Source organism: Sphingobium sp., assembly GCF_041987595.1.
Taxonomy (GTDB): domain Bacteria; phylum Pseudomonadota; class Alphaproteobacteria; order Sphingomonadales; family Sphingomonadaceae; genus Sphingobium.
Window position 1 is genome coordinate 26,926 of record NZ_JBHIWJ010000007.1, and the last position, 17,668, is coordinate 44,593.

Genomic DNA, 17,668 nt, shown 5'->3' on the forward strand with positions numbered 1-17,668 from the left:
CTATCCGCGAAAACAGGAAAAATTGGCCGCTTTCCCTCTTTTCCCCTGTCCGGTCTGGGTCTAGGGGGAACAGACTATGGGTAAATCGCGCACGCTGTATGAGAAGATTTGGGACGCACACGTTGTTGAACGCCGTCCCGATGGAACCTGCCTGATCTATATCGATCGCCACCTCGTCCATGAGGTGACGTCGCCGCAGGCATTTGAGGGCCTGCGCCTTGCCGGGCGCAAGGTGCGCCGCCCCGATCTCACCATCGCGGTGCCCGATCATAATCTGCCGACGACCCCGCGCCGTGACGCAGCGGGCAATCGGATTCCGATCGCCGACCCGGAAAGCGCGCAGCAACTCGCCGCGCTGGAGAGGAATGCGCCTGAATTCGGTATCCGCTATATTGGCGACGCCGATCTTGAACAGGGCATCGTCCATGTCGTCGGGCCGGAACAGGGCTTCACCCTGCCGGGCACGACGCTGGTTTGCGGCGACAGCCATACCAGCTCGCACGGCGCTCTGGGCGCGCTGGCCTTCGGCATCGGCACCTCGGAAGTCGAGCATGTGCTGGCCACCCAGACGCTGCTGCTGAAGCAATCCAAGACGATGGAAGTCGTGGTCGAGGGCGAGCTGGGCTTCGGCGTCACGCCCAAGGATGTGGCGCTGGCGATCTGCGGCCGCATCGGCACTGCGGGCGGCACCGGCTATGTCATGGAATATCGCGGCTCGGCGTTCCGCGACATGTCGATCGAAGGCCGCCTGACTGTCGCCAACATGTCGATTGAGGCGGGTGCGCGCTCGGGCCTGTTCGCGCCGGATGAAAAAACCTTCGCTTACCTCAAGGACCGCCCGATGGCGCCCAAGGGAGCCGAATGGGATGCCGCCGTCGCCTATTGGAAGACGCTGGTGACCGACGAGGGTGCGGTGTTCGACAAGACCGTCGTGATCAACGCCGCCGACATCGTGCCCAATGTCACCTGGGGCACCAGCCCTGAGGATGTGGTGCCGGTGACGGGCACCGTCCCCGATCCGGAGGGCTTCGCCGATGCGTCCAAACGCGCCGCCGCGCAAAAGTCGCTTGACTATATGGGCCTCACCGCCGGACAGCGGATGGAGGACGTCGCGATCGAGCATGTCTTCATCGGCAGCTGCACCAACAGCCGGATCGAGGATCTGCGCGCCGCTGCCGACCTGCTCAAGGGGCGCCATATCGCCGCTGGCGTCAAGCATGCGATGGTCGTGCCTGGCTCCGGTCTGGTAAAGCGTCAGGCCGAGGAAGAAGGCCTCGACCGCATCTTCCTGGACGCCGGTTTCGAATGGCGCGAGCCGGGCTGCTCGGCCTGCCTCGGCATGAACCCGGACAAGGTGCCCGCCGGCGAGCGCTGCGCCTCGACCAGCAACCGCAATTTCATGGGTCGGCAGGGACCGGGCGCGCGGACGCATCTCGTCTCGCCCGTCATGGCTGCCGCCGCCGCCATCACTGGCCATCTGACCGACGTGCGCGAATTGTTGGGTGAAAAAAGGCAGGGAGAGGCGGTCGCATGAAGAAGGTTTTCTGGCTGCTGGCGCTGGGTGCGCTGGCAAGTGCTGCCATGGCGGCGACCCTGGGGCGCGCGGAAGAAAAGCCTCATTCCCAGATCAGGCAGGCGCACTGATGGAAAAGCTGAATATCGTTGAGGGCAAGGCCTATCCGTTCGGGATGAAGAATGTCGACACCGACATCGTCATCCCGGCGCACTGGCTCAAGACCATCAGCCGCGCAGGGCTGGGCAGGGGCGCGTTCGAGGTTTTGCGCAAGGAACCGGGCAATGTCTTTGACGACCCGGCTTATGCGGGCAGCCCCATCCTGATCGCGGGCGACAATTTCGGTTGCGGTTCCAGCCGCGAACATGCCGCATGGGCGCTCGCCGATCTGGGCATCAAGGTGGTCATTGCGCCGAGCTTCTCCGACATTTTCTCTGGCAACGCCTTCAAGAACGGCATCCTGACCGTCGTGCTGCCGCAGGAAGCGATCGACCGGCTGCTGGAAGTGGCCAGGACGGACCCGATCCATGTCGATCTGGAGCATCAGACCGTCACCACCCGGTTCCAGGACCGTTTCCAGTTCGAGATCGATCCGTTCCGCAAGCATTGCCTGCTGGGCGGTCTGGACGAGATCGGCCTGACGCTGGATCAGGCGGATACGATCAGCGCGTTCGAGGCGAAGGATGCCGGTGCGCGTCCCTGGCTCGTTCCAGCCGTTGCGTAAGCGGCCTGTTCAACCTATCTCGGACTGGACGATCCGTTTCTTTTACAGGGCAGAGGCATGACGACCTTCGACGACCGCGAAAAGGCCTTTGAAAATATGTTCGCGCACGATCAGGAGATGCAGTTCCGCATCCAGGCGCGCCGCAACCGGCTGCTCGGTGAATGGGCAGCTTTGAAGATGGGTCTCACCCCGGAAGAGACCGACGCCTATGCCAAGGCCGTCGTGCAGGCCGATTTCGAGGAAGCCGGCGACGAGGATGTCATCCGCAAGCTGTTGGGCGACATGACCCAGGCTGGCGTCGACATCGATGAAGCCGATGTGCGGACGGCTCTGGACGAGCAGCAGGTCATCGCCCGCCGCATGTTCATCGAATAAGCGCAAGGACCAATTGCCGTGCCGATGGCCGCCGACGAGATTGCGGAGATGATCCGCGCTGCGATCCCAGATGCTGAGGTCGAGATCACTGACCTTGCCGGGGATGGCGATCATTATGCGGCGCGCGTCGTCGCGGAAAGTTTCCGGGGCAAGAGCCGCGTCGCACAGCAGCGCGCCGTCTATGCCGCGCTGGGTGGGCGCATGGGCGGCGTCCTTCATGCCTTGCAACTTACCACTGCCGTTCCCAATTAGCGGCGATCACACATAGTGCGCGCCTTGAAGCATGGCGCCTGACAGGAATGGACCATCCAATGACCGACGCCGTGCAGCAGCGGATCGCCGATATCGTCACTGGCAATGACGTTGTGCTTTTCATGAAGGGGACCCCGCTCTTCCCGCAATGCGGCTTTTCCAGCCGGGCAGTGGCGATCCTCGAACATCTGGGCGTCGCCTATGAAAGTGTCGATGTGCTTCAGGATCAGGGCGTGCGTCAGGGCATCAAGGCCTTTTCCGACTGGCCGACCATCCCTCAGCTCTATGTGAAGGGCGAATTTGTCGGCGGCAGCGACATCATGATGGAAATGTATGAAGCTGGCGAATTGCAGCAGCTCATGGCGGATCAGGGCGTAGCCTCGGCCAACTGATCTTCGTCAGACCGACGACAGGCGGTCCGGTTTCCGGGCCGCTTTTTGTTTGTGCGGAGATGGGGGCCACCGGGTGGGGGAGGAGGCGGAGACTGCCTCATCCCCCGGGTAGTCGAACGGTGGGTAACGGTCCCTGTTACGCAATCGGCGTGCCAGATCGATGAAAGGGCGCAAAACCGCATGGAGCGAAGGTTAACCGTCGAAAGGCGACTCGGCTCCCTGTAAACTGCACCGACAGTGCGGCGCATCCTCGCCCAGGCGCACTTGACTACATTTGTAATCAATGCGATTACATCTGTAGTCGATTCAGGGTCGGAGCGGTATCCGGTGAGCGAAAAGATCAGCGAAGCGGAACTCGTGGTGATGGAGGCGCTCTGGCAGCATGCGCCCCAGACGGCCACCGAGGTCGCGGACAGGGTTGCCGCTGGTCGCGACTGGAGCGCCCAGACGGTCAAGACACTTCTCTCCCGCCTGATGGCTAAGGACGTGATTGCGGCCGATCAGGATGGCCGCCGTTTTTTGTATCGCCCGCTGGTCGCGCGCGAGGAGTATGTTGCCAGCGAGTCGGGTCGGCTGGTGAACCGGCTGTTCGGCGGGCGCGTGTCTCCGCTGGTGGCGCACCTCGCCAGTCAGGACCAGTTGACTGCGGAAGATATTGCCGAGCTTGAGGAAATCCTGAGAGGATTGAAATCATGAGCGTCTGGATCGCCGAAACGCTGATTGCCACGACCCTGCTGATGGCGTTGGTCATGCTGCTGCGGCGGCCGGCGGCGCGCTGGCTGGGGGCGGGCGCGGCCTATGCACTATGGCTGTTGCCGCTGGCGCGCATGGCGCTTCCCGCTTTGCCGCAGGAGGTTGCCAGCCCCTCTCCCTTGCAGCGGGCAGTGGATCAGGCGGGACTGCCGACCCTGCTCGACGCCGCGCCCGCGCTTCCGGTCCAGCCGGACTGGAGCATTCCCTGGCTGGAGATTGGCGCGTCGCTCTGGCTGCTCGGCGTCATGTTCTTTCTTGCGGCGCAATCGGTGGGTTATGCGCGCTTCCGGCGCTTTATCCTGTCGGGCGCGACTTTGCTCAGTCAGGAAGGCCGCATCCAGATCGTGGCCAGCCCGCGGGCGGGCGGGCCCATGGCTTTTGGCCTGCTGCGGCCGGTGATCGTCCTGCCAGCCGATTTCGCGCTGCGCTTCGACCGGCAGGAGCAGGCCATGGCGATCGCCCATGAGCGGGCTCATCATGAACGGGGCGATCTGGCGGCCAATATGGTGGCGCTGCTGCTGCTGGGCCTGCATTGGTGCAATCCCGTCGCCTGGCTCGCCTATCGCGCCTATCGCGCCGATCAGGAACAGGCCTGCGACGCTCGTGTGCTGGCGCTTTACGGGCGGGATCAGGCCCAGACCTATGGCCGGGCCATATTGAAGGCCGCCGGGGGTCGCCGGTTCGCGGCGGCCTGTCATCTCAATCGCATCACTGCGCTCAAAGGGAGGCTGAAAATGCTCTCTACCCATGAAATGTCGCTGCGCCGGATCAGCTGGGGCATGGTGGCGGTCGCTCTGGTTACCGTGTCGGGACTCGCTCTGACCGCTTCGGGCAGCCGCGCGGCGCAGCAGGTCGCAGCCATCACCGACAAGGTCGATTCGATGAACTTCGGTCGTCTCTCCGGTCTGGTCGCGCAGCCCGCCTCCGCCAGCGAGATGGCGGTGCCAAAGACGCCGGAAACGCCTGCGGCGCCCGCAGCCCCGGCTCCTGCCGCGCATCTCAAGGCAATCAGCAGCCATGACGTCGCTCCGCCGGTTTCCCCGGTTCCGCCTGCATCTGCGGCGGACATGGCGCCGCCCGCTCCCCCGGTGCCCCCGATGAGCTTGCGCGATGGCGACGCCCCCTTGATCCCCAGCGAAGCCGAAATCCGCCGCATGGTGCCGCGTGTCGACGTCGCCGACGGTTGCGAGGACGGCAAGAGCGTGACCCGGCGCGAGACGGTGGATGCCGATGGCCGCCGCCATATCCGTGTTCGCATCTGCCAGGCGCAGATCGAGGCGCAGGCCCACAGCGCCGCCCGCGCCGGACTGATCGCGGCCCGCGCCCAGATCGCCGCCGCCATGAAAATGTCGGACAAGGTCAAGGCCGATGTGCTGCGCGATCTCGACAGGGAGATCGCCCATATGGACGGCGAAGACTGAAGCCGGAATTGAGAGCCGTGATCTGATCCAGTCAGATCGAAACCCGCTCTAGACGGCCACCACTTCCGGCAGGATCGCGTCGAGCAGCAGCATGCCCGCTGGCTGGATGGTCAGACGCTGATCCTGTCGCCGGATAAGACCGTGCGGAGCCAGCCGGGCAATGGCTCCGTCATCGATCAGGGCGGAGACGGGCAGGCCCGACAGTCTCGCGATCCGGTCCAGATCGACCCCTTCCGCCAGCCTCAACCCCATCAGCAAAGCTTCCCGCGCCCGGTCGGCGGGAGCCAGCGGTTCCTCACTCTGCAAGCCATGCCCATTGCGGGCGACGGCGTTCATCCAGTTTTCCGGCTTCCTGTGTCGCAGCGTCGCCAGGCCTCTGCGACGGCCATGGGCGCCTGGCCCCACGCCCGCATAGTCGCCATAGCGCCAATAAGTGAGATTGTGACGGCTTTCCTGTCCCTTGCGGGCATGGTTGCTGATCTCATAAGCCGGGATTCCGGCCGTGGCCGTCATCGCCTGCGTCTGTTCATAAAGGGTGGCGGCATGGTCAGGATCCGCGGGGTTCAGCTTGCCCTGCGCCACCAGCGTCGCAAAGCGCGTCCCCGGTTCGATGGTGAGCTGATAGAGCGAAAGATGATCGGTGCCGAACGACAGGCCTCGTGCCAGTTCGGCTTCCCAATCGGCCTCGCTCTGGCCCGGACGGGCGTAGATGAGGTCGAAATTCACCCGGCCGAACACCGATTGCGCGACGTCCAGCGCCGCCAGCCCCTCGCGCACGTCATGGGCGCGGCCCAGAAAATGCAGCGCTTCATCCTCCAGCGCCTGAAGGCCGAGCGACACCCGGTTCACCCCCGCCGCCGCCAGATCGGCAAAGCGCGCCGCCTCGACCGAGCTGGGATTGGCCTCTAGCGTGATTTCAATGTCGGCCGTGGGCACCCAATGGCGCGCGGCCGCGTCGATCAGCGCTTCTACGATGCGCGGCGGCATCAGCGAAGGCGTTCCGCCGCCGAAGAAGATCGACGAAAGCGGGCGCCCCCCGTTCAGCGCCGCTTCATGGGCCAGATCGTCCAGCAATGCCGCGCGCCAGGCATCGCTATCGATGTCCGACCGAACATGGCTGTTAAAATCGCAGTAGGGACATTTCGAAACGCAAAATGGCCAATGCACATATAAAGCCATGGGGGCGGACGCGTCAGGCGCGGAAGCGGGGATAAAAGGGTCAGGCGACATGAATGGGGGCGTCTCTAAAGCATCCTGCGCAAAAGTGGGAAACGGTTTTGCGTCCAAAGGATGCGGCAACGGGAAATCGGAGCGCGTCACGCGCTCCGCAGGTCTTTGGCCTGCGTGGTTGGCGCTGGCGGTTGCGTTGCTGGCCGGCGCGGCGGGGCAGGTCGGAGCGGCGCCCGCGCATGCCCTGCGCTCCATGCCCCGGGCCATGCCCGCTTCCTATTATGGCATGGAAGAAGCGGAGCGGGATGATGGCCTGCTGCGCGAAGTCGCGCTGGGCATGCACAATGAGGAGCGCGAATCGCTTGGTCTTGCGTCGCTGGCCTGGGACAGCGCGTTGGCGGCGGACGCGGCGAGCTATGCCCGGCAGATGGCGCAGACCAACATCTTCCGCCATTCTGCGCGCACCAGCCGTGCCGTGCCCAGCGGCGAAAATCTGTGGATGGGATCGCGCGGCCTCTATGATTATGCGGTGATGGTGGGTTCGTTCCTGGACGAAAGGCGTTATTTCCGGCGCGACGGAAAATTGCCCGATCTCAGTTCCACCGGGCGCTGGGAGGATGTCGGCCATTATACCCAGATCATCTGGCGTGGCACGCGCAAGGTAGGTTGCGCACTCGCCGAAGGGCAAAGCTACGACTATCTTGTGTGCCGCTATTTCCCCGCCGGGAATGTCTTTGGTCAGAACCCGCTGGATCGGGATGACGGCGTACCCTCGCGCTACGCCGGCGGCGGGCGCTGACCCGGCGCGCCCGCTGGGTTTTTCAGAAGACTGCGGCCACCAGTTGCCGGAAGGCGTCGGCGCGGTGACTCATGCCGTGTTTCTTCTCCGGCTCCATCTCGCCGAAGCTGATGTTGTGACCGTGCGGCTGGAAGATCGGGTCATAGCCGAAGCCCTTATCTCCGCGCGGCGGCCAGCTGATGATGCCGTCGACCCGGCCTTCGAACACTTCGACATGGCCGTCGGGCCAGGCGAGCGCCAGCGCGCAGACGAAATGCGCATCATGCCCGGCGTCCGGTCCCTTCGCCTCGATATTGTCCCACACCAATTGCATGGCGAGGCCGAAATCCTTGGTCTCGCCAGCCCAGCGCGCCGAGAAGATGCCCGGATCGCCGTTCAGGGCCTCGACGCAAAGACCGCTGTCGTCGGCCAGCGCGGGAAGGCCGGACAGGTCCGCCGCCTGCATTGCCTTCAATTCTGCATTGGCGATGAAGGTGGTGCCGGTTTCGTCCGGTTCAGGCAGGTCGAGCTCGGCCGCCGACACGGTTTCAATGCCAAAGGGTGCCAGCAATTCGCCGATCTCGCGCACCTTGCCGGGATTGTGGCTGGCGATCACCAGCTTGCCGGGACCCAGTTTGCGGATCGCCTGTTCCTGTCCGAATTCGTCGCTCATCTTTTCATCCTACGGCCGCGTTGGACGAAGTCGAGATGGTTTCTCGACTTCGCCCGTTCAGTTCTCGGAGCCTGTTTGAGAATGCGCTTATCGGCGCCTCGGAAATCGCTCTTCCGCGATTTCTCAAACGGACTTTCAGCGGCCGGTTGCCTTGTCCTGCGCCGCGAAGATCTGTGCGCAGCCGATGCGGGCGAGGCGCAGCAGGCGCAGCAACTCTTCCTCGTCATAGGCCGCACCTTCCGCCGTTGCCTGCACTTCGGCAAACTTGCCGTCGCCGGTCAGGATCAGGTTGGCGTCGGTTTCGGCGTTGCTGTCCTCCGCATAGTCGAGATCGAGGACAGGCGTGCCGTTATAGATGCCGCAGCTGATTGCCGCGACCTTCTGCACGATCGGATCTTCCTTGAGCGCGCCCGACGCCATCAGCTTGTCGATGGCGATGCGCAGTGCCACCCAGCTCCCGGAAATGGCGGCGGTGCGGGTGCCGCCATCGGCCTGGATCACGTCGCAGTCGACGACGATCTGACGCTCGCCCAGCTTTTCGAGATCGACGACCGCGCGCAGCGAGCGGCCGATCAGGCGCTGGATTTCCTGCGTGCGGCCCGACTGCTTGCCCTTGGCGGCTTCACGGCTGCCGCGGGTGTGGGTCGCGCGGGGCAGCATGCCATATTCGGCCGTGACCCAGCCCGAACCCTTGCCGCGCAGGAAGGGAGGCACCTTTTCTTCGACCGAGGCGGTGCAGAGGACGCGGGTGTCGCCGAAGCTGACGAGGCAGCTGCCCTCGGCATGGATGGTGAAGCCGGGTTCCATGGTGATTTCGCGCATCTGGTCGGGCGCGCGGCCGGAAGGACGCATAAAATTTCTACTCCGAAGCGTTGATTGGGTGCGGCTTAGCGGCAGGCGCGCAGTCTTGCCAGTGGCGATAGAGCCGAAAAATGCTAGAGAGCGGGACATGGGGACGAAAACGAAAGTTATTTTGGCAGCCACGGCATTGCTGGGCGCATGCGCCACGGAGCAGGCGGAGCTGGAGAAGCCGACCAAGGTGGGCGATACCATCCGATTTTCCGCTGGTCCCTGTTTCGGCGCCTGTCCCAGCTACACGCTGCGAGTGACCCCGGATGGATCGGGATTGATAGAGCCGCAGCGCTTTACCGCTGTGCCAGGACCGACGCGCTTTACCGTGACGCCGCTGCAATATCGCCGCTTCCGTGCCGCGCTGGCACAGTTCCGACCCGCGCAGGGGACGGTCAAGCGGATCGGGCAGGGCGAGAATTGCGTCCGGTTCGCCACCGATATGCCCGGCTATGTCATCGAATGGACGCGTGGAGAGGCTGAACCGACAAGGCTGGAATTTCAATCGGGCTGCATGGATGCGGGCTATGGCAAGCTGCGCGCCACGATCGCGTCGATCCCTCGGATGCTCGACATCGCCGCGATGGTGAAGCCCATCGCCAAGGGCAAGTGACGGGCGGGCTTGAGCGTGATGGATTGCTTGCCTAGATAGATCGGATGGCGGTCACCCCGATCACCGAATTGAATGAACGCGCCCGCGACGTTTTCCGGCTGGTGGTCGAGAGCTATCTCGGCACCGGGCTGCCTGTCGGCTCGCGCACGATCAGCAAGCTGGCGTCCCTGAGCCTGTCGCCTGCCTCGATCCGCAACGTGATGCAGGATCTGGAGGAGCTGGGCCTGCTCGCTGCGCCGCATACGTCCGCCGGGCGGATGCCGACCGAAACGGGCTTGCGGCTGTTCGTCGACGGGATGATGCAGGCGGCGGAACCGTCGGTCGAGGAACGGCGCGCCATCGAAGCGGGCATTTCCGAGGGTGGCCCGATCGAGGAAGCCCTGTCCGCCGCGACCGCAGCGCTGTCGGGTCTTTCCGCCTGCGCGGGCATTGTGATGGTGCCCAAGCGCGAGCCGGTGCTGCGACAGTTCGGCTTCGTGCCGCTGAATGACCGGCAGGCGCTCGCCGTGCTGGTGGGGCAGGACGGATCGATCGAAAATCGCGTTGTCGACCTGCCCGCCGGCGTCACGCCGATGATGCTGAACGAGGCGGCGAATTTCATGTCGGCGCGCTTTGGCGGGCTGACGTTGGCGCAGGCTGGCGAAACCTTGCGGCGCGAGCTGGAGAGTGAGCGCCACGCGCTGCAGGGGGCGGCCCGGGAGCTGGTGGAGCGCGGCATCGCCATCTGGTCGCAGGATGCCGACGACCGGCCGGTGTTGATCGTCCGGGGGCAGGCGCATCTGTTGGACGACGGCACCGCCGCCGATCTGGAACGGGTGCGGCAGCTGTTGGAGCAGCTGGAGGGCAAACAGGAAATTTCCCGCCTGCTGGAAGATGCTCTGGCAGGCAGCGCGACCAAAATCTTCATCGGCTCGGAAAACAAGCTCTTTTCCCTTTCAGGTTCTTCGGTCATAGCCGCGCCTTACCGGAGCGGGGACGGCCGGGTGGTCGGCGTGGTCGGCGTAATTGGCCCCACGCGCTTGAACTATGCGCGAGTGATCCCCATGGTGGACTTCACTGCGCAGACGCTGTCGAGATTGATGAGATGAGCGAAGACAAACAGAATATCGAAAATACCGAACTGGTGGACGAACTGCCCGAGGATGCCGCGCCCGCTGGCGATGCGGCGGCCGAGCGGATCGCGGCGCTCGAAAATGAGCTGGCGACCGCCAGGCAGGACGTTCTCTACGCCCATGCCGAGACGCAGAATGTGCGGCGGCGGCTGGAAAAGGAACTGGCCGATGCGCGGGCCTATGCCGCGACGGCCTTTGCTCGCGACATGCTGTCGGTGGCGGACAATCTGGGCCGCGCGCTCCAGGCGATTCCCGCTGACCTGCGCGAGGATGAAAAGTTCAAGGGGCTGGTCGCCGGTCTGGAAGCCACCGGCCGCGAACTGGAAGGCGTTTTCGGCCGAAACGGCATCGAGAAACTGGTGTCGGTCGGCCAGCCGCTCGACCCCAACAAGCATCAGGCCATGATGGAGGTGCCCTCCGCCGATGCCGAGCCGGGCACGGTGCTGGTCGAGATGCAGGCCGGCTATACGATCAAGGACCGGCTGCTGCGTCCCGCGCTGGTCAGCGTGGCGAAGAAGCCCGACTGACCACTGCACAGGCATGAAAAGCCAAAGGCCTGCCGGACCCACTCCGGCAGGCCTTTTTCGTACCAGCCGTTCCGCGGCTGTTTCATAAGATGCAAAAAGATATATCGCAGTTCTTGACGCGTCCTATTTTAAGATATATCTAAATGCATCATGAAACAATTTAGAGAATCTCATATGCATGTTCATCATTCTCATCGCGGACGCAGCCATCATGGCCATGGGCGTGTCTACAGCCGCCTCTTCGGGCCGGATGGCTTCGATCGCGGCGGCGGTTGGGGCGGCCATTTCGACGGCGGGCCTCTGGGTGGCGGCCGGGGTGGTCGCGGGGGCGGCGGTCGCCGTCGCCTGTTCGGCAACGACGCGCTCAAGCTCATCCTGCTGAAGCTGATCGCGGAAAGTCCGCGCCACGGCTATGACCTGATCCGCGAGATACAGGCGCTGTCGGGCGACGTTTATGCGCCTAGCCCGGGCGTCGTCTATCCGACGCTGACCCTGTTGGCCGACATGGACCTGATCGCCGAGCAGCCGGGCGAAAGCAGCCGCAAGCTCTTCGCGATCACCGAGGCCGGCGCGGCCCATCTGGCTGGGCATGAGGCAGGCGTGAAGGAGGTCATGGACCGGCTGGGTTCACTCGCGCGGAAGGCGGAACGCACCGATGGCGCGCCGATCCGCCGGGCCATGCACAATCTGGGCATGGCTGTCCGGGCGCGGCTTGAAAAGGAAGGTGCCGATGCCCAGACCATGTTCGACGTCGCATCGCTGATCGACGAAGCCGCCAGCAAGATCGAAAGGCTCTGATCATGACCCTGACCGCTCATGTGCCAACCACCAGCGGCAGCCGCTATCTCCAGCAGCTCTGCAAACATTGGAGCCACAAGTTCGAAACGGACTTCGACGCGCAGCAGGGCAGCATCGCCTTCCCGATGGGACCGATCCGGCTGGCGGCCGGGCCGGACGCGCTGACGGTCACGATCGAACCGCAGGAAGGGGTCGATGTCGAACGCTTCAAGCAGGTGGTGGCCGACCATCTCGACCGCTTCGCCTTCCGCGAAGCGCCGCTGACTTTTGACTGGCGCTGATGGGAGATGGGCTCCCTTCCCATCCTGGCGGGAAGGGGGCGCTCATCACATTCAGGCGACTTGTTTGCCGAATTCGGAGGAGGCCATGCGCAGGCTGGAAAGCTTTCCTTCGACGCTCATGAAGCCGCGTTCAAGCTGATCGATTTCAGAGGCGACGACTTCGGTATCCTGTCGGATCGCGCTGATGGTCGAAGACATGGAGTCGGCGGCAAGGGCAGTTTCATCCACGGCGGCTGTGATCATCGTCACTGTCTGCGCCTGCGCATCCATGGCGTGGCGAATGCGTTCGGCGCTCGATTGGACCTCGCCCACCGTGTCGCGGATGCGCTCGTTGGTTTCAACCGACTGGCGGGTCGAAGCCTGGATGTCGGCGATCTTTCCCGCGATCTCGTCCGTCGCGCGGGCGGTCTGGTTCGCAAGGCTCTTCACTTCCTGCGCGACCACCGCAAAACCGCGCCCGGCATCGCCTGCGCGAGCGGCCTCGATCGTGGCATTGAGGGCGAGCAGATTTGTCTGGCCAGCGATGTCGCGGATCAGCCCGAGAATCGATTCGATCGACTTGGCATGTTCGGACAAGGTCGCCGACATGGCCACGGCGTCGCCCGACTGGCGCGCGGCCCGCTGCGCAACGCCCGCAGCGCTTTCCACCTCGGTGCGGGCATCCTCGATCGCGCGGATCAGGCCAGCCGATGTGCGGGCCGCCTCCCGCATGGCGAGGGCAGACTGTTCCGCGGCGGCGGCGACTTCGGATGCCTTGCCGAGCATCCCGCGGGTGGCGGCGGAAGCGTCCTTCGCCTGTTCGCGCAGCGACTCGCCCAACTGCGATGCGCCGTCGATTTCGCCCATGATCCGCTGCTCGAACATGGTGCTGTACCGCTGACGTTCATTGCGCTGGGCTTCGGCCTCGTCGCCGGCGACGGCGTTGGCCAGCCGCCCCGCATCCGTCATGCCGACATGGATCATGACGTCGACAAGACGGCGGCGCTCCGCATCGTCCGGCGCGCGTTCCCAGATGAGGTCGATCAGCTTTTCGTTGGCGGCCGCAACCGGCATCAGCACGGCGCGCGTCGGCGCGCCCTGCTTGCGGGCGTGGCGCACGCAGGCAATGGAGGAAATCGCCCATTCGCCCGCTTCATAATAGCCCAGCTTCTGGCGCACATATTCATGCGCTTCGGTCTCGATTTTCGCCAGCGTGGCTGGATTGAGTTTCGACTGAAGGCCGGTCTGTTCGACATAGGACTCGTAAAATGTGCGGGCAGCCAGATTTGCGCTGTCGCCCACCAGGTCGCGAATCTCGCGCAGGCCCTTGGCAAGTTCGCCCTGCGGGTCGATTTCCCTCAGCATGACGGCAATGGCGCTTCTGGATGTGGCGGCGGAAATCATGTGCGGCAGAACCCCAAATTCCTGTCGTTGGTAGATCGCCTGATAGCGCCATTTGGTTAATCACTTCTTAGAGACAAGTTCGTTGCGGGGGCGATATGTCTGTACGCCGCCGGGCGCGCGCGGCCATTTCACCGCCCGAACGGGGCGTCTTGCCCTCCGGGGCGTTCGTGCCTAAGGGGACGGGACTCGAGGGACAACATCAGGGACGTAGGGAAATATGGCGCGAACCACGAGCCGGCCGCTCTCGCCGCATTTGACGATCTGGAAATGGGGACCAGCAATGGCCGTTTCCATCATGCACCGTGTGACCGGCAATGGCCTGGCGACCGTGGGTGCGCTTGGTCTGGTCTGGTGGCTGATGGCCGCTGCGAGCGGGCCGGAAGCCTATGCGACCTTCGTCGCCTGCGCGACCTCACCCATCGGCTATCTGGTGATGGCGGGTTTGAGCTGGTTCTTCTTCCAGCATCTGTTCTCGGGGCTGCGCCATTTCGTGCTCGACATGGGTGCGGGCTATGAGCTGAAGAACAACAAGGTCTGGTCGCTGCTGACCTTCGTCCTGTCCACTCTCGCCACCCTGGCCTTCTGGGCCGCGATCTGCACGGGGAAATTCTGATGGGAACCGGAACCGGAATCGGCCGCGTACGTGGTCTGGGCTCGGCCCGTCACGGCGCGCATCACTGGCTGGCGCAGCGCTACACCGCCGTCGGCAACCTGTTGCTGGTGCTGTGGCTGCTGTTCAGCCTGATCGCCCTGCCGGGCCTCGACTATCAGAGCGTCCATAACTGGATCGCCCATCCGCTGGTCGCGGTGCCGCTGATGCTGATGCTCGTCAGCATCTTCATGCACCTGCGCCTCGGCATGCAGGTGATGCTGGAGGATTATGTCCATGACAAGGGCCTGGCCTTCTTCTCCATGCTGCTGCTGAACTTCTATGCCTTTGGCGGCGCGGCCGCGGGCGTCTTCGCGATCGCCAAGATCGCCTTCACGGGGATCGTCAAATAATGAGCGACGCCTACAAGATCATCGACCATACCTATGACACGGTCGTCGTGGGTGCTGGCGGCTCGGGCCTGCGCGCCACCATGGGCAGCGCCGAAGCCGGCCTTAAGACCGCCTGCATCACCAAGCTGTTCCCGACCCGCAGCCACACCGTGGCGGCGCAGGGCGGCATTGCGGCGTCGCTGGGCAACAACTCGCCCGACCACTGGACCTGGCACATGTACGATACCGTCAAGGGGTCGGACTGGCTGGGCGACCAGGACGCGATCGAATATATGGTGCGCGAAGCGCCTGCGGCCGTGATCGAGCTGGAACATGCCGGCGTGCCGTTCAGCCGCAACGACAACGGCACCATCTACCAGCGCCCCTTCGGCGGCCACATGCAGAATATGGGCGCCGGCCCGCCGGTGCAGCGCACCTGCGCGGCGGCCGACCGTACCGGCCACGCCATGCTTCACGCGCTCTATCAGCAGAGCCTGAAATATGATGCGGACTTCTACATCGAATATTTCGCCATCGACCTGATCATGGAAAATGGCGAGTGCCGCGGCGTCATCGCCATCTGCATGGAAGACGGTTCGATCCACCGCTTCCGCAGCAAGGCGGTCGTGCTGGCGACCGGCGGCTATGGCCGGGCCTATTTCTCCGCCACCTCGGCGCACAGCTGCACCGGCGACGGTGGCGGCATGGTGCTGCGTGCGGGCCTGCCGCTGCAGGATCTGGAGTTCGTTCAGTTCCACCCGACCGGCATCTACGGCGCGGGCGTGCTCATCACCGAAGGCGCGCGCGGTGAGGGGGGCTACCTCACCAATTCCGAGGGCGAGCGCTTCATGGAGCGCTATGCCCCCTCGGCGAAGGATCTGGCGTCGCGTGACGTCGTGTCGCGCTCGATGGCGATGGAAATGCGCGAAGGGCGCGGCGTGGGTCCGAACAAGGACCACATCTTCCTGCACCTCGATCATATCGATCCCAAGGTGCTGGCCGAGCGTCTGCCGGGCATCACCGAAAGCGGCAAGATCTTCGCGGGCGTCGACCTGACCCGCCAGCCGCTCCCCGTCACTCCCACCGTCCATTACAATATGGGCGGCATCCCCTGTAACTATCATGGGCAGGTGGTGACCAAGGTCGGCGACGATCCCGAAGTCGTTGTGCCGGGCCTCTATGCGGTCGGCGAAGCGGCATGCGTGTCGGTGCATGGCGCGAACCGCCTCGGCTCCAACTCGCTGATCGACCTTGTCGTGTTCGGCCGCGCCACCGGCCTGCACCTTAAGGAAACGATCAAGCCCAACGGTTCGCACCGTCCGCTGCCCAAGGATGCGGCGGATCTGGCGCTGTCGCGCCTCGACCATTATCGCAACGCCAAGGGCGGCTCGCCCACCGCGAAAATCCGTCTCGAAATGCAGCACACCATGCAGAAGCATGCCGCCGTGTTCCGTGACAGCGCGCTGCTGGCCGAGGGCGTCACCAAGATGGCCGACGTCAATGCGCGTATGCAGGATGTCGGCGTCAGCGATCGCTCGCTGATCTGGAACACCGACCTTATCGAGACGCTGGAACTGGACAATCTGATGTCTCAGGCGGTCTGCACCATGGTCAGCGCCGAAAACCGCAAGGAAAGCCGTGGCGCGCATGCGCATGAGGATTTCCCTAACCGCGACGACGACAACTGGATGAAGCATACTGTCAGCTGGTTCGAGGGCTGGGGCGGCAAGGGCGGCAAGGTAACGCTCGATTACCGTCCGGTGCACGATTACACGCTCACCGACGAAGCGGAGTATATCAAGCCCAAGGCGCGCGTTTACTAAGACGCGCTGTCAGCTGCGACATGATGAGGGGCGGGCTGCACGGCTCGCCCCTTTTTTGGATGGCAGGGAGAGGGCGATTCGCACCGAAGTTCACGGTGGGTGCGCGCGTGCGCGACGGGGCGATGCATTCTGACATTTCAAAGAGGGAAGCAGGATAGGCCCAATCGCGGGCAACAGGACCGGCTGGATCCCGTCCTGTTGAAGAAATAGGATTTTTTTGAGGGGGTTGCGACCATTGGGCTACAAATGGTCCTCGGCCGGTAAACCCGGCTTGGTCTGGATGCGTGAGGGTCTGACTTCGACCAATGCCGGACATTCCTGCTGCGTTCACGCAGACCCAGTAGCGGCCAGTCAGCGTTCTATGGTTTCGCAGCGCATGGAGGTTTTGCTGTGGCCTGATCCACGCGGGGAAGTGTGGAAAACGGATAAGCCGTCTCTGAGTAGGGCGAACGAGGCAACACAAGCCAATCTGTCGGGGACAGCCTTGTTCAGCACGACCTTAATGCCACCGTCGCGATACAGATCGAACGCGCATTGATGTCCTGTGCGCGTCTTACCGCATCTTAGTTCTTGAATGTGGAGGTCTGGAGCGGTGTCGTTGCCTGCCTGATACCAAAGTGAGGCAAGCCAGTTACCATTCCCGATCATCGCATTGAGTTGAAGGTCAGCCCATATCGCAGATTGAAGCTGGCCTTTCAAAGGCTCTGAAGGGGTCGTAAAGGTCGTCGATGCGGCGGCAAGAAGGATGGCAAGCATGACCGAGCAATAACATGCAGTCCGTCCGCTATCTACTTCTGGCTTGCCGAAAGAAGACAGCCCCTTTCCCACCCAACCTCGTCACCCCGGCCTTGAGCCGGGGTTTCGTTGCCTTTCAGGCGAGCAGGTCGAACATGTCCTGCCAGTCGGGGTTGCTGTGTTCGATCAGGTAGAATTTCCACGTCCGTCGCCAGCGCTTGAGACGTTTTTCCTGTTCGATGCAGGCTGCGATGTCCTCGCCATGTTCGGCCCAGACCAGGCGGGACAGGCCGTAGCGGGCGCAGAAATCGGAGCCGGCGCCGGAACGGTGCTGATCGATCCGGGAGGCGAGGTCGGAAGTCACCCCAATATAGAGCGTTCCGCGATAGCGGTTGCTCATGATGTAGACCCAGCCGCCTTTGAACGTTCGTTGCACAGGCGGCAGCTTCAAGAAACGGGACCCCGGATCAAGTCCGGGGTGACGGGAGGGAGAGAGCCGATCTCACGCCATGGCC

Annotated in this window: 22 protein-coding genes; 16 read left to right on the forward strand and 6 right to left on the reverse strand. The window is 63.7% G+C overall.

Annotated elements, in window-relative coordinates:
- The first annotated feature begins 76 nt into the window (after nt 1–76).
- From leuC to ACFC3J_RS03440, 7 genes are all read left to right on the forward strand, one after another.
- Nucleotides 77–1,534: a 3-isopropylmalate dehydratase large subunit gene (leuC, locus tag ACFC3J_RS03410; protein ID WP_375194807.1), complete on the forward strand. Its 1,458-nt coding sequence runs from the start codon at nt 77–79 to the stop codon at nt 1,532–1,534.
- Nucleotides 1,535–1,643: 109 nt separating this feature from the next.
- Nucleotides 1,644–2,237 (forward strand): 3-isopropylmalate dehydratase small subunit, encoded by a 594-nt coding sequence (gene leuD, locus ACFC3J_RS03415; protein WP_375194808.1) that lies wholly within the window; start codon nt 1,644–1,646, stop codon nt 2,235–2,237.
- 57 nt (nt 2,238–2,294) lie between these two features.
- The gene (locus ACFC3J_RS03420; protein ID WP_375194809.1) at nt 2,295–2,612 is read left to right on the forward strand and encodes a DUF1476 domain-containing protein; all 318 of its coding nucleotides are present in this window, start codon (nt 2,295–2,297) and stop codon (nt 2,610–2,612) included.
- Nucleotides 2,613–2,630: 18 nt separating this feature from the next.
- Nucleotides 2,631–2,864, forward strand: coding sequence for a BolA/IbaG family iron-sulfur metabolism protein (locus tag ACFC3J_RS03425; protein ID WP_375194810.1), 234 nt, complete (start codon nt 2,631–2,633; stop codon nt 2,862–2,864).
- 59 nt (nt 2,865–2,923) lie between these two features.
- Entirely contained in the window at nt 2,924–3,256 is a 333-nt protein-coding gene (gene grxD / locus ACFC3J_RS03430) for a Grx4 family monothiol glutaredoxin (protein ID WP_375194811.1), read from the forward strand.
- 327 nt (nt 3,257–3,583) lie between these two features.
- A complete protein-coding gene (locus ACFC3J_RS03435; protein ID WP_375194812.1) occupies nt 3,584–3,952 on the forward strand; it encodes a BlaI/MecI/CopY family transcriptional regulator in 369 nt (122 codons plus the stop codon).
- Complete coding sequence (locus ACFC3J_RS03440) at nt 3,949–5,430, forward strand: M56 family metallopeptidase (protein ID WP_375194813.1); 1,482 nt, start codon at nt 3,949–3,951, stop codon at nt 5,428–5,430. Before ACFC3J_RS03435 ends, ACFC3J_RS03440 begins: the two co-directional genes overlap by 4 nt.
- Nucleotides 5,431–5,478: 48 nt before the next feature.
- On the opposite strand, the gene hemW is transcribed toward ACFC3J_RS03440, so the two are convergent.
- Nucleotides 5,479–6,660, reverse strand: coding sequence for a radical SAM family heme chaperone HemW (gene hemW, locus ACFC3J_RS03445; RefSeq protein WP_375194814.1), 1,182 nt, complete (start codon nt 6,658–6,660; stop codon nt 5,479–5,481).
- Nucleotides 6,661–6,865: 205 nt separating this feature from the next.
- On the opposite strand from hemW, the gene ACFC3J_RS03450 reads away from it, so the two are divergent.
- The gene (locus ACFC3J_RS03450) at nt 6,866–7,399 is read left to right on the forward strand and encodes a CAP domain-containing protein (RefSeq protein WP_375194848.1); all 534 of its coding nucleotides are present in this window, start codon (nt 6,866–6,868) and stop codon (nt 7,397–7,399) included.
- A 22-nt stretch (nt 7,400–7,421) separates the two neighbouring features.
- On the opposite strand, the gene rdgB is transcribed toward ACFC3J_RS03450, so the two are convergent.
- Nucleotides 7,422–8,051: an RdgB/HAM1 family non-canonical purine NTP pyrophosphatase gene (gene rdgB, locus ACFC3J_RS03455; protein WP_375194815.1), complete on the reverse strand. Its 630-nt coding sequence runs from the start codon at nt 8,049–8,051 to the stop codon at nt 7,422–7,424.
- 135 nt (nt 8,052–8,186) lie between these two features.
- Nucleotides 8,187–8,903: a ribonuclease PH gene (gene rph / locus ACFC3J_RS03460; RefSeq protein ID WP_375194816.1), complete on the reverse strand. Its 717-nt coding sequence runs from the start codon at nt 8,901–8,903 to the stop codon at nt 8,187–8,189.
- A 97-nt stretch (nt 8,904–9,000) separates the two neighbouring features.
- Here rph and ACFC3J_RS03465 point away from each other — a divergent pair, with 97 nt between their 5' ends.
- From ACFC3J_RS03465 to ACFC3J_RS03485, 5 genes are all read left to right on the forward strand, one after another.
- Nucleotides 9,001–9,513 carry a DUF6438 domain-containing protein gene (locus ACFC3J_RS03465; protein ID WP_375194817.1) on the forward strand — a complete coding sequence of 171 codons (513 nt, stop codon included), beginning with the start codon at nt 9,001–9,003 and terminating at the stop codon, nt 9,511–9,513.
- A 44-nt stretch (nt 9,514–9,557) separates the two neighbouring features.
- Nucleotides 9,558–10,601 carry a heat-inducible transcriptional repressor HrcA gene (hrcA, locus tag ACFC3J_RS03470; protein ID WP_375194818.1) on the forward strand — a complete coding sequence of 348 codons (1,044 nt, stop codon included), beginning with the start codon at nt 9,558–9,560 and terminating at the stop codon, nt 10,599–10,601.
- Complete coding sequence (gene grpE, locus ACFC3J_RS03475) at nt 10,598–11,152, forward strand: nucleotide exchange factor GrpE (RefSeq protein WP_375194819.1); 555 nt, start codon at nt 10,598–10,600, stop codon at nt 11,150–11,152. Before hrcA ends, grpE begins: the two co-directional genes overlap by 4 nt.
- Nucleotides 11,153–11,326: 174 nt before the next feature.
- Nucleotides 11,327–11,950, forward strand: a complete 624-nt coding sequence (locus tag ACFC3J_RS03480) for a PadR family transcriptional regulator (protein ID WP_375194820.1) — start codon at nt 11,327–11,329, stop codon at nt 11,948–11,950.
- Nucleotides 11,951–11,952: 2 nt separating this feature from the next.
- The gene (locus ACFC3J_RS03485) at nt 11,953–12,231 is read left to right on the forward strand and encodes a DUF2218 domain-containing protein (RefSeq protein WP_375194821.1); all 279 of its coding nucleotides are present in this window, start codon (nt 11,953–11,955) and stop codon (nt 12,229–12,231) included.
- Between the two features lie 51 nt (nt 12,232–12,282).
- On the opposite strand, the gene ACFC3J_RS03490 is transcribed toward ACFC3J_RS03485, so the two are convergent.
- Entirely contained in the window at nt 12,283–13,614 is a 1,332-nt protein-coding gene (locus ACFC3J_RS03490; protein WP_375194822.1) for a methyl-accepting chemotaxis protein, read from the reverse strand.
- A gap of 217 nt (nt 13,615–13,831) precedes the next feature.
- Here ACFC3J_RS03490 and sdhC point away from each other — a divergent pair, with 217 nt between their 5' ends.
- Genes sdhC through sdhA form a run of 3 tightly spaced genes read left to right on the forward strand, consistent with a single transcriptional unit; the run spans nt 13,832 to nt 16,418 of the window.
- Nucleotides 13,832–14,227: a succinate dehydrogenase, cytochrome b556 subunit gene (sdhC, locus tag ACFC3J_RS03495; protein WP_375194823.1), complete on the forward strand. Its 396-nt coding sequence runs from the start codon at nt 13,832–13,834 to the stop codon at nt 14,225–14,227.
- Nucleotides 14,227–14,616, forward strand: a complete 390-nt coding sequence (gene sdhD, locus ACFC3J_RS03500) for a succinate dehydrogenase, hydrophobic membrane anchor protein (RefSeq protein WP_375194824.1) — start codon at nt 14,227–14,229, stop codon at nt 14,614–14,616. Before sdhC ends, sdhD begins: the two co-directional genes overlap by 1 nt.
- A complete protein-coding gene (gene sdhA, locus ACFC3J_RS03505) occupies nt 14,616–16,418 on the forward strand; it encodes a succinate dehydrogenase flavoprotein subunit (RefSeq protein ID WP_375194825.1) in 1,803 nt (600 codons plus the stop codon). The genes sdhD and sdhA overlap by 1 nt, the downstream gene beginning before the upstream one ends.
- A gap of 351 nt (nt 16,419–16,769) precedes the next feature.
- Here sdhA and ACFC3J_RS03510 read toward each other — a convergent pair whose 3' ends face one another.
- Both ACFC3J_RS03510 and ACFC3J_RS03515 read right to left on the reverse strand, forming a co-directional pair.
- On the reverse strand, nt 16,770–17,174 hold the full coding sequence (locus ACFC3J_RS03510) for a hypothetical protein (protein ID WP_375194826.1): 405 nt from the start codon (nt 17,172–17,174) through the stop codon (nt 16,770–16,772).
- A 115-nt stretch (nt 17,175–17,289) separates the two neighbouring features.
- Nucleotides 17,290–17,589: a GIY-YIG nuclease family protein gene (locus ACFC3J_RS03515; protein ID WP_375194849.1), complete on the reverse strand. Its 300-nt coding sequence runs from the start codon at nt 17,587–17,589 to the stop codon at nt 17,290–17,292.
- Nucleotides 17,590–17,668: the final 79 nt, after the last annotated feature.

Bases quoted from the DNA above. Each gene is read 5' to 3' on its own strand.
- ACFC3J_RS03480 (WP_375194820.1), top strand. From the start codon at position 11,327: ATGCATGTTCATCATTCTCATCGCGGACGCAGCCATCATGGCCATGGG.
- hrcA (WP_375194818.1), top strand. From the start codon at position 9,558: ATGGCGGTCACCCCGATCACCGAATTGAATGAACGCGCCCGCGACGTT.
- ACFC3J_RS03485 (WP_375194821.1), top strand. From the start codon at position 11,953: ATGACCCTGACCGCTCATGTGCCAACCACCAGCGGCAGCCGCTATCTC.
- ACFC3J_RS03450 (WP_375194848.1), top strand. From the start codon at position 6,866: ATGCCCGCTTCCTATTATGGCATGGAAGAAGCGGAGCGGGATGATGGC.
- ACFC3J_RS03490 (WP_375194822.1), bottom strand. From the start codon at position 13,614: ATGATTTCCGCCGCCACATCCAGAAGCGCCATTGCCGTCATGCTGAGG.
- ACFC3J_RS03440 (WP_375194813.1), top strand. From the start codon at position 3,949: ATGAGCGTCTGGATCGCCGAAACGCTGATTGCCACGACCCTGCTGATG.
- grxD (WP_375194811.1), top strand. From the start codon at position 2,924: ATGACCGACGCCGTGCAGCAGCGGATCGCCGATATCGTCACTGGCAAT.
- sdhA (WP_375194825.1), top strand. From the start codon at position 14,616: ATGAGCGACGCCTACAAGATCATCGACCATACCTATGACACGGTCGTC.
- leuD (WP_375194808.1), top strand. From the start codon at position 1,644: ATGGAAAAGCTGAATATCGTTGAGGGCAAGGCCTATCCGTTCGGGATG.
- sdhD (WP_375194824.1), top strand. From the start codon at position 14,227: ATGGGAACCGGAACCGGAATCGGCCGCGTACGTGGTCTGGGCTCGGCC.
- rdgB (WP_375194815.1), bottom strand. From the start codon at position 8,051: ATGAGCGACGAATTCGGACAGGAACAGGCGATCCGCAAACTGGGTCCC.
- grpE (WP_375194819.1), top strand. From the start codon at position 10,598: ATGAGCGAAGACAAACAGAATATCGAAAATACCGAACTGGTGGACGAA.
- sdhC (WP_375194823.1), top strand. From the start codon at position 13,832: ATGGCGCGAACCACGAGCCGGCCGCTCTCGCCGCATTTGACGATCTGG.
- leuC (WP_375194807.1), top strand. From the start codon at position 77: ATGGGTAAATCGCGCACGCTGTATGAGAAGATTTGGGACGCACACGTT.
- hemW (WP_375194814.1), bottom strand. From the start codon at position 6,660: ATGTCGCCTGACCCTTTTATCCCCGCTTCCGCGCCTGACGCGTCCGCC.
- ACFC3J_RS03510 (WP_375194826.1), bottom strand. From the start codon at position 17,174: ATGCTTGCCATCCTTCTTGCCGCCGCATCGACGACCTTTACGACCCCT.
- ACFC3J_RS03420 (WP_375194809.1), top strand. From the start codon at position 2,295: ATGACGACCTTCGACGACCGCGAAAAGGCCTTTGAAAATATGTTCGCG.
- rph (WP_375194816.1), bottom strand. From the start codon at position 8,903: ATGCGTCCTTCCGGCCGCGCGCCCGACCAGATGCGCGAAATCACCATG.
- ACFC3J_RS03465 (WP_375194817.1), top strand. From the start codon at position 9,001: ATGGGGACGAAAACGAAAGTTATTTTGGCAGCCACGGCATTGCTGGGC.